A 10,256-nucleotide genomic window follows, 5' to 3' on the forward strand; every position below is an offset into this window, starting at 1 on the left:
AGCTGATAGCTGATAGCTGATAGCTGATAGCTGATAGCTGATAGCTGATAGCTGATAGCTGATAGCTGAATACTTACCATCCGGCTGTTCCTTTCCATCTCCTACTTCTGTTATTCTTCAGTCAGTGCTATTGATCAGAAAATTTTCATAATTCTTATCTTTAGCAGTCTTCACTTCAGCAATACTTTCCATTTCAGAAGAAAGCTTATTTTGATGCTGGTGATACTTATGTGCTGCCATAGTTAGACCCAAAAATCCCCAAATATAACATCCCCCAACACCAAGCATAGCGCTACCAATCGGTAGCCCGATTAAATTACTCAAACCAATAGCACGAGCAGCACTCATGAAGGAATCACGGCGAATCTCAGGATATTGGAAAACACTATATACCAGCAGGAGCAATCCAGACATATACGGGAGAGTTCCAAACCAGCCTAGGGTAAAAAACATATCTAAAATGCCACTGTCAATCACAACGCTTCGGATTTCCCCTTGTTCGATAGTGAATGTATTTCCAATCCCATTACCTAAAGCCATAGAAAGAGCTTTGCCAAGACTCTCTTCATAGATCTGTTGTCTAACTTCCGCACTGTGATCATTTCCAAGGTCAGAAAATGTTGCCAAACGACTACCAATTACCTCCGAGAATGGCTCAATCGTGGTTAACGGCACGATACAAATTGCCATGACCAGGATAGAAATAATGATGCGCATCTGGATTTTGGGTTTGAGTGAACTGGTCAGGGAAGCTAGTCCAAAGAACCAGCTCGCCCACATCGTCCGTGACAACGTGAGTAGAAAAGACAAGTAACCAGCTATGGAAGCAGGAATACGTAAAGGACTTTGATTATTAAATAACAACAGCAGACCCACCATCATGGTTGCGGCAAACGGTCCAGTGGAATTCATCGTGCTCCACAAACGAATACCAAACGGTTCGGGATTCCCCATCGAGAACATTCTGGCGTTAATCAGCCAAAATCGATCCCACTCCGGTGCGATCACATATTGCACTATGCCATAGACTCCCATCACCAAGACACCCCAGAGGAATGTGCGCTGAATGTTTTCGCGATAGCGAGGATAATCTCGCCAATTTATAAATAAGTAGAAACCTAACAGAATTGGGGTAAACCAGTCGATCAGTCCTCGAATAGCGAAAATAGGAGTGCTTTTAATCAGACCAATTATAAAGCCATACAAAATACTGGTGAATCCTAAAATAAAAGGCAAACCCCCCTGTTTATAGGCTCTAGGAAGGTATTTTAAAAAGGTATCCACAGTAATCCATGTCACCACAGGCGCTACTAGCAATACTGGACTCGGATTAACCCAGTTACTGCGATAGTCAATTAAACGACGAACCAATGGCATCAGAAACCATAGCCACCACATAAAACCTAAGTAGAGGACAGGATACCGTCGATAGAGAAAAAGACCCACAGCAAACCCTACCACAGGCAACAGAATACGCAGAATGCTGCCAGCACCAGCAATAATCCCCAGTATTGTAATCACAACAAATAACAGGATAGCTGTCCAAGCAGGGGCTGGTTCTAGTTTGATAGGAATTCCTTTTGTCATTAGGTGTTAGGGATTAGATACACAGTAGTTCTCAATTGGCTGAGGTAAAAAGTCCTAGGTTTTAGGGAGTAGGGAGTAGGGAGTAGGGAGTAGGGGTAATAAAATTAAATGTACTTAATAACTATTAGAAACGCTAGATCTGATAGATTAGAGATTAGTTAGTATTGATTAGAGATTAGTTAGTATTGATTAGAGATTAGTTAGTAGTCATTTTTCGACTGCCTGTTCCCTATTTCATGTTCCCTATTTCTTATTCCCTATTTCCTGTTCCCTTTCCACATTTAGTCAACAGTCAACCTTCAATCTTGGCCTTTGGCCACGCTACGCGAACAACCTTCAACCTTGGCCTTTGGCCACGCTACGCGAACAACCTTCAACTTTCAACCTTCAATCTTGGCCTTTGGCCACGCTACGCGAACAACCTTCAACCTTGGCCTTTGGCCACGCTACGCGAACAACCTTCAACCTTATTCAACCTTGGCCTTTGGCCACGCTACGCGAACAACCTTCAACCTTATTCAACCTTGGCCTTTGGCCACGCTACGCGAACAACCTTCAACCTTATTCAACCTTCAACAGTCTCTTTTGCTAGCCTAAGCACTTTTTCCAGCTCAACCAACCCTGCCAACGTCCACGCAAAGAAGCAAGCCACTTTTGTCCTGCTAAAAGTCCTTCCTTGGGGAAAGACCGCAAACATTGCAGGAAACCGGGTTTAATTTGCGTTCCCACCAATGTTGACCAAACTATAAATATAATCCGTTGTAGAACAGGGAAGTAATCTAACAAAACTATAGTTTCATTATGTGCCGCATTAATTAGGGCAGTATCGCTAAAAACTATGCCTCGCTGATCCTCATCAAAACGCTGTGCTGGATAGTGGTCTACTGCTACCCCTGGGTCATAAATCAGCTTCCAACCGGCTTTTCTTAGGGCTAGACTAAACCCCAGATCATTATGGACTTGAGCTCCCGTCCCTCGCAGACGCTGATCAAAGCGCAAGCCCGATATAGCAGTTCGTCGATAGCTCATGTTAGCGCCCTTAAGGACATCCACCTCCCGAGGTAAACCTACCCCCAGGTGATGATTACCAATCACCCGTCCATACCATTGCACTCGACCCACTCGTTCTCTAGCACCATTTTCCAGGTAGTTACCCAGATGTACCCAATCCCGTCCACCGACACCCCCGATCCGGTGATCGGACAGGAAGTGAGTTTCAATATAAGCTAACCAATTGCCACGGGGAGCAGCATCATCATCGGTAATGGCAATAATATCTCCCTGTGCTGCATCAAGACCTGCGTTGAGAGCGGCCACTTGCCCGGGAATACTTAATTTCACAGGACGCATGGGTAAAACCTCAGGGTTGAATGCTTCAAGAAACCCCCAAGTTTCAGGATCAGTATCCCGTACAATCACCAAGACCTCATCCACTGGTCGAGTTTGCTTCTCCAGGGCCTCTAAACACCGTTCTAGGTCTTTTGGACGGCGATAGGTGGGGACTATAACAGTTATTCTCATTTCTTCTACGGTTGAGTTAGGTTGAAGGTTGGAGGTTGAAGGTTGTTTGTCAGAATGCAGAATGTAGAATGCAGAATGTAGAATGCAGAATGCAGAATGCAGAATGTAGAATTCGGGCATTCTAAATTCTAAATTCTACATTCTAAATTCTAAACAGATTACTATCCTGCTGTTTGAGACCGTAAATAACTCTGTAGAGTACTTAACCAACCTTTCACCATACCTTTCAACCGTAATTCCATAGAAATTGTCCATTCAAAGACAGGACGAAAGCCCCATCTCGATAAGAACATGCGAAATCGCAAAGCTGGTGAATCTCCTAACTCTTTCAATAGAGCAATCAGCTCCGTGCGTTCTACCTCATTGAACAGTGGACGATAACAGTATGCTGTGTGTCTTAAGGCCAGTTTACGACGCTGCTCCTCAATCACCTTTGTATCCCAACCCCGTCGCTTAAAACCAGGCAAGATACTGTCTTCAAAAACCCGAATACATCCTTGTAATTCAATATTTTTACGCTTAGGACGTAGATTTTTAGCATCAGTCCAAACGCGATAACGCGCTAATATCTCATTGGCATAAACGTTGCCATAACCCGCATCTGCCATTCTGACCCACATGTTATAGTCCTGTACAAAATCGGGACTATCTTCATAAAACCTAACTGCTGGCAACGCTTCAGCCCGAAACATAGCGATATTTGCAGCTACTTTTACGCCAAAAACTGCGGCTCGTAGTGAGTCGTCTGCGCTCTGAAACTCGTGCTGTCTTGCAATACGTCGCACATCTCGATTGTTACTGCGTTCATCAATTTCCTGCACAGCACTATGGGCATAACCCGCCTCTGGATGCTTCTCTAGCAGGGGTAGTAACGTTTCTACATAGTTGGGTAACAGGGCATCATCTGAATCCAAACGAACAATAAATTCAGTGTTTGGCTGTTTCAAAACCCAATTGTTGTTAGCGGCCATACCTAGGTTTTTAGGGTGCCGATAGTACCGTACTTGAGGAAACTGCTGGCATAGTTGTGCCATAACCTCAGGGGTTTCATCAGTGCTAGCGTCGTCTGACACCCAAACTTCCACATTGGGATAGGTTTGACGGCAGGCGCTGCCCACTGACTCCCATAAGTACTGGGATTGATTATAGGTAGGAATGCAAATAGCAACTGGTTTCATATCCTGCATCAGGAGTAGTTCCTTTATACGAAAGTTATGTTAAAATCAAATAACCGTAAGAACTGTTGAATTTTCCTTCGTCAAGAGTGCTATTTTTTGATTCAACAGCAACAAATAGCGATCCGGTTAGTTTCGCAAAAATGCTCTATAGGGTTATTTTTTGACCAAAAAATTCTTAACAAATTGTTTCAATAGTCCTGATTTACCAGACAAATACTCTACTATCACCTTTTTATCTTGCCAGAGAATAAAATAATCCCTTAAAGACCACTTATCGACCTTGGTAAATTCCATAGGCTTAAAGACTGAACTATACCAAGTAAGCACCATGCCCTTTTTCAAAAACATGAAGGGACTTTGACCTTTAAATTTTCGATTTGACTCTAAATGAGTTGGGTGTCTACCGGTCACATCACCATAAGCATCGGTGATCAGTGCAATGCCTTCTGTTTTTAACATGGAGCGTATATTAGCAATGGCGATCCATGGCTCAGTAAGGTGTTCGAGAACATCGAAAGAAATTACAACATCGTACTGATTATCCAAACAGGCTTGATAGGTGGGAATCAGGTTGATGCCATTGTCTAACAAGCCATAATGTTTAAATCGCTTGGTGACAAAATCATAGATTTTACTGCCTGGAAAATCGCAGTAATCAACTTGACAACCATTCATCCCTAAGTACAGAGAGTCATTGCCTGTACCATCACCCAGTAACAAAATTTTTAAATCACCAGTTGTCTTCCCTTTCTGTGAGGCATACTTCTGAATCCTTTCTAGGGTTATTTCTATCAATTGCTTTCGTCCAGGTCTAGCCCAAAAAACCATTGTTTCAAATATGAAGCCATACCCATTTTTATAAAGAGCCTCCATATTGGCATCATACTGGTGAGGGGTAACTCCAAAGTTTTGGGCATCTTGACAAACATTCCAGCCTAGTTGCAGCGCTTCCTGCCAGACTCGATGGTTTACCTCGTCTCTGGGCAGTTCGGTAAAGTTACTAATTTCATCAACAATAGGTTCGAGCTCAGTGGGAAGTTTAATTAGTAGGTTAGACATAACTATTGAGAATTGAGAATTGAGAATTGAGAATTGAGAATTGAGAATTGAGAATTTTCTACCTTAAAAATCCTCGGGAGTATCGTTATCTGTTGACCTGCAACCTGCAACCTGCAACCTTCAACCTGCAACCTGCAACCTTCAACCTTCAACCTGCAACCTGCAACCTGCAACCTTCAACCTGCAACCTGCAACCTGCAACCTTCAACCTGCAACCTGCAACCTGCAACATTAAATTTAGACTACCTGATCAGTTCTTCAAATAAATCCACATAGCTTTGTGCCATCTTTTCCCAACTGTATTGTGCGGCTATCATTGGTGCAGCTTGGCTCATCTGTTTCCTTTTTTCAGGATTACTAACCAAAAAGCTTAACTCCTTTGCCAAAGCCTGGGTATCGTTGGGGTCAGACAAGACGACTCCGCAGGCTGGGGTAACCAATTCAGCCCCCCCGGCTGTGCTTGCGGTAATCACTGGCAAGCCGGAAGCCATTGCTTCTAGGAGCACTAGTGTGCAGGCTTCATAGCGGGATGGAAAGACAAATAAATCTACGGCTCGCATGATCTGTGGGAGGTCACGTCGGTACCCCAGAAAATGTACCCGTTCGCTGACATTTAGGGTTGCGGCTAGCTGAGGATAGGGACTACCTTCTGTGATGCCAGCAACAGCCAGGTGTAATTCAGGCACTTGGACTAAGGCGTGCAGAATTGTATCCAAGTTCTTCCGAGGTGTTCGGATGTCTCCAGCAAAAAATGCTAAAGGCACTCCCTCAGGAAGACCCAATTGTTTGCGGTCAGCCACACCGGGATAAAATTCCTGTAAGTCAACACCATTGACAATTACCCGAATGGATTCAGGGGGTACACCAATGTCTACTAATTCTTTCTTGACCTTTCCGGAAACTGCGACTACTACTTTTGCCTGACGGAAGGATTTTTTTTCCCAATGGGCATTCAAGGTTGTAACTAGCCGCTGGTAAAGACCATACAAATCCCGACGTAGCCGAGAAGTATGGGCAGGCGATCGCAACCAAGAACTGTGGACAAAATGTACGGCATTCACATCTGATCCAGCTCTGGTAATGGACCCGTTAACCTTTACTAAGTCCAGCTCACTACGGTGTTGATTTAACCAATTGCCACTCCGCCAGGAAAAGACCAGATGACGAATTAGTGCTGTTGGCCACCTTTTAACTGGAATGAAAATCCAGTTTACCTGATTGCTCTGCTGGAGTTCTGGGGCGACATTACTGGCTAATAAAGTGACGTGATGACCGCGACGAATGGCTTCTTTGGCGACTTCATAGTTGACTCGACCTTGGCCATCATTTTTCATGACTTTGTGGGTAACGATACAGAGTTTCATGAGTAGCTATCCTGTTAAAATTATCGAAAACTCTGACTAGTGCATCCTTCGCAGAAGTCTTTAACTACCTGATCTAGCAATCCTAATTTAAACCTTAAAGACATCAGAAGGACTATAGGTAGATTATTCCCTATTATCCCCATCTTACCCAAGATGTTTGTCCAGCATATCGATAACTTTGGCATCTACTTTATCATCGAATTTGCGGGCAAAGTGCTTACCAGAAGTAATCATTGACTCAAAATCTTGGACACCCATGATAGCTGGATAGGGAGGAGTCCAAGAGATATAACGTTTGTTATCATTGAATAGTTTTAGCATCGACTGGTTGAGCAGGATGCTCTGGATGAAAGACTCATCTGGTATGAGTGTGTTTCGATAGTGTTCTACAAATGCTGGGTTACGCTGAACAAATTGATGGATATATTGAATACAGCGATAGGAAAGTGTGTGCCACTGAGAACCCGCGTAGCACTGAAACTCTGGGGTGAAAGGTGTTGAAAAGCAACGGATTGCTATTCTGGCACCAAACTTACCAGCCCTGATCCGGACTAGGGGCTGCCAATTGACAACACGATAGAGTTTATATACTATAGTCTTTAGACTAGCTGGCAGCTTATAGTAGCGAAAAAAATAGCGCTCTATGCCCAAATCTTTGCCCCACTGCCAAGCTGTTTCTGGTGGTTCTTGTACCGGAAAATATTCCATAAATCCGTCATATTCGGTGTTCTGCAAGAACTGCTCGATTTGGCTGATTGGCTGAATGGGATAGTCTTGACCAGAGAGGAATATCAACCAGTCAAATGTCACAGAATTATCTATTAACCAGTTGATGCAGCGAAGTTCCATTTCCACCATAGAAAAATCTGCCCACTCAACTGGAACATAGTCTTCCAGGATGTGAACATTGTTGATCTGCTCAAAAGACGTTGGGCTAAGGCTCGACTTAGATTGATCATGGTGAATTAAGACCTGGGACTCAGGGTTACCAGTCTTAATTTTATTGACTAGTCTGACAACTTGGTCTGGATTGCTATGAGAAGCAATTAGGTAAAGGATTTTAGTCATGATTGACTCTTAGGTTTAAACATTAGCGCATTCTATTCCCGTTTTCTCTATCAGGACTTACGCAGTAACTCTACCTGTGGGGTGTGTTATTGTAAGCATTCAGCCGCCAGCGGTCAGCCGTCAGCTTTCCATAACTCAGATTAAACGAATGCTTACTTGTTTTATTCTAAAGCTGTTCGGTGTAGCTTCCTAATAGCCCATAAGCAGATCAAGTAGCGTGCGCCTAGCGCATTAGCTGATAGCTGATAGCTGATAGCTGATAGCTTAATGCTTACGTGTTATTAACGCCCCCTACTACTTAAGTCCTATCTATTACTGCAGTCCTATTGATAAAGGATAGGACTCTAACATTTCTTCTACAGCAAATTCAAGTTCTGAGGGGTCTTTTATAAACCGGCAGAATGGAATTTGTGACGTCCATGCTTCGTAAAATGCTTCATTCTTGTAATAAGAGTTAGGAAGAAAGATATGAGGAATCTCTAAAAGAGTACTAAGGATATGACCATGCAAACGATTAGTTATAATTAAACGATGCCTTTTGAATTGATAGATGCCGCTGTGCATCAGGCCCCAAGATGCTAGATTAATTTGGGAGTTATGGGTTGTTTTAAATTTCGCAGTATTAGTATGAAAATACTTCCAGTTTTGTCGGGATAACCATTCTTTAGGAGTTGCTAATCCTCGCTCATAAACTTCCCGAATTATTCTGACCAATCCTGGAATACGCCAATACCAACCTTTAGAGAGTTGCTTAGTAGTTCTTAGGGTCCATCTATCTGAAACCCAGTCTTCTAAGACGAGATTTTTTATCTGAGAAGAAAGAATCAGGTTACTAGTAGTCTTAAGTTCTTGATCCTTTCGGCAAAGATAAAGACTAGAATCCTCTTGAGCAGGCTGGATGGAGTCAGTAGATAGACCAGCCATTTGAAATGCCATATCAGGGGCTTTAATCACCCGACAATTCCAGAAATTTTGAAGAGCAATTTCATAGCTGACTTGATCTCGGGTAAATAGGGTTAGGTTAGGATGGGAGTTGAAAACTTTTGCCGCTTTTTTGAGGTTTTCGGGATTCCTAAAATAAATAGTCTGAGGAAAAATAATAATTGGTCTATCTCGATAGTTTTCTATAATCGATTCTCTAAAATTTTGAAAACCTTCATATAGATCACCTAATGCGCCTCCTCCATTAAAGATTATGGGGCATTTATCCATTTTTTTTAGGCTGGCATGAGAGAAACCGTTAATACCAGTGGCATACTTGATTTTCGTTTTTAAGGTATCTGTCAAAAATAGTACAGAGCCTAACCAAATCAGGTGGTCACCAATATTGTAATGATCAGGATTGTCTAGCAGTATACATTCTTCAAATTTGTCTAACTGTCCTAGGGAGTTATGAAGAACTTCTTTTACGTTTTTTGGTGTTGAAATATTCATCGTAATTACTGAAATTATTAATGTAATTTTGAATGTACTTTTGTCTGTTGGATAATTTCCCGTCTGGGAGATATCTCGAAAGGATTTGCTAATTGTTGAGGTATAACGGTGAGCATGAGAGCTGCTACAGTTCGCAGACTGAAATTTTGACTCAAGGCACGAAAAAGATAGGGGCGTGCTTCTGCTACTCGTCCATCCCGTATCAGCCCAATACCCAGAGTTGTGTTCGCTTGTGCTAATTTCTGGGTAAAATAACTCCGATGCTTTTGTAATTGAGGATCTGCTAAAAAGTGTTCGTAGCAAAAAATACCGGATTTGCCTTTGCGGATCTGAGCCTTGGCGTTTCCACTCCCACTAATATGGGTTTCAGATAACTCATGGACGCGGTATCGAGTCAGTCTTTCTGGATAGTAGTACGCGCCATCACCACTGCGGCAAGCTAGATAGGTTAAGTAGTAATCCCAATAGACCCCCACTGACAATAGTTCATCCCAATTAACCTTGTCCCTACGAATCACAGCAGAGGATGCAGGAGACACTGCTTGGTCTACTAGTCCGATAGTACAGAAAGGCTGGTATACCTCTGCTTTAAGTTGGTCACGCTTCCAAAGCCGGGTATGTTCTTCAGTAGTTGCATAATTAATTACACCATCTGCGTCTATAATATAGTGGTCACAAAAAGCCACAACTACATCTGGATTCGCTTCTAGGGGAGGAACTAGCTTTTCTAAAAAGTCTGGATTCCACAGGTCATCATCATTTAGACTCGCTACATATTTTCCCTGAGCTTGTTTAAATGCGCCAGCAACATTGGGACCATTTCCTAGATTCTTTGAGTTCCGACGGAATCTGATCCGAGCATCTTGAAAGGACTCAATCATAGCTTGCGGATTCTCAGGGCTACAATCGTCAGAAACAATAATTTCAAGATTTTTGTAGGTCTGCTGGAGTACGCTTTCAACTGCTTGCTTGAGGTATATCAAGCGGTTATAGGTTGGGATGATAACACTGACTAGCGGCTCTTGCGCTTCTTGATGGTTTGACA

General features: G+C 42.9%; 10 protein-coding genes. 2 read left to right on the top strand and 8 right to left on the bottom strand.

What is annotated here, in order from left to right; all coding sequences use genetic code 11:
• Window positions 1–117: 117 nt before the first annotated feature.
• Window positions 118–1,587, bottom strand: coding sequence for an O-antigen ligase family protein (locus F6K37_RS22950; RefSeq protein WP_008181806.1), 1,470 nt, complete (start codon window positions 1,585–1,587; stop codon window positions 118–120).
• 312 nt (window positions 1,588–1,899) lie between these two features.
• Between F6K37_RS22950 and F6K37_RS22955 the strand changes: the two genes are divergently transcribed.
• Complete coding sequence (locus tag F6K37_RS22955; RefSeq protein WP_287252350.1) at window positions 1,900–2,184, top strand: hypothetical protein; 285 nt, start codon at window positions 1,900–1,902, stop codon at window positions 2,182–2,184.
• Here F6K37_RS22955 and F6K37_RS22960 read toward each other — a convergent pair.
• From F6K37_RS22960 to F6K37_RS22970, 3 genes are all read right to left on the bottom strand, one after another.
• Complete coding sequence (locus F6K37_RS22960) at window positions 2,176–3,108, bottom strand: glycosyltransferase family 2 protein (RefSeq protein ID WP_044492556.1); 933 nt, start codon at window positions 3,106–3,108, stop codon at window positions 2,176–2,178. The two genes, F6K37_RS22955 and F6K37_RS22960, sit on opposite strands and share 9 nt — an antisense overlap.
• Window positions 3,109–3,269: 161 nt before the next feature.
• Window positions 3,270–4,295, bottom strand: coding sequence for a glycosyltransferase family 2 protein (locus F6K37_RS22965; protein WP_008181809.1), 1,026 nt, complete (start codon window positions 4,293–4,295; stop codon window positions 3,270–3,272).
• Between the two features lie 144 nt (window positions 4,296–4,439).
• Window positions 4,440–5,345 carry a class I SAM-dependent methyltransferase gene (locus F6K37_RS22970; RefSeq protein ID WP_287252351.1) on the bottom strand — a complete coding sequence of 302 codons (906 nt, stop codon included), beginning with the start codon at window positions 5,343–5,345 and terminating at the stop codon, window positions 4,440–4,442.
• Between the two features lie 47 nt (window positions 5,346–5,392).
• On the opposite strand from F6K37_RS22970, the gene F6K37_RS22975 reads away from it, so the two are divergent.
• Complete coding sequence (locus tag F6K37_RS22975) at window positions 5,393–5,611, top strand: hypothetical protein (RefSeq protein ID WP_008181813.1); 219 nt, start codon at window positions 5,393–5,395, stop codon at window positions 5,609–5,611.
• On the opposite strand, the gene F6K37_RS22980 is transcribed toward F6K37_RS22975, so the two are convergent.
• From F6K37_RS22980 to F6K37_RS22995, 4 genes are all read right to left on the bottom strand, one after another.
• On the bottom strand, window positions 5,588–6,709 hold the full coding sequence (locus F6K37_RS22980; protein ID WP_287252353.1) for a glycosyltransferase family 4 protein: 1,122 nt from the start codon (window positions 6,707–6,709) through the stop codon (window positions 5,588–5,590). The two genes, F6K37_RS22975 and F6K37_RS22980, sit on opposite strands and share 24 nt — an antisense overlap.
• A gap of 144 nt (window positions 6,710–6,853) precedes the next feature.
• Window positions 6,854–7,777: a beta-1,6-N-acetylglucosaminyltransferase gene (locus F6K37_RS22985; RefSeq protein WP_287252355.1), complete on the bottom strand. Its 924-nt coding sequence runs from the start codon at window positions 7,775–7,777 to the stop codon at window positions 6,854–6,856.
• Window positions 7,778–8,089: 312 nt separating this feature from the next.
• The gene (locus tag F6K37_RS22990; protein ID WP_008181820.1) at window positions 8,090–9,211 is read right to left on the bottom strand and encodes a polysaccharide pyruvyl transferase family protein; all 1,122 of its coding nucleotides are present in this window, start codon (window positions 9,209–9,211) and stop codon (window positions 8,090–8,092) included.
• A gap of 17 nt (window positions 9,212–9,228) precedes the next feature.
• Window positions 9,229–10,256: glycosyltransferase family 2 protein (locus F6K37_RS22995; protein WP_287252358.1), on the bottom strand; the 1,028-nt coding region annotated here is incomplete at its 5' end.

Source organism: Moorena sp. SIO4E2 (assembly GCF_010671945.1).
GTDB classification, from domain to species: domain Bacteria; phylum Cyanobacteriota; class Cyanobacteriia; order Cyanobacteriales; family Coleofasciculaceae; genus Moorena; species Moorena producens.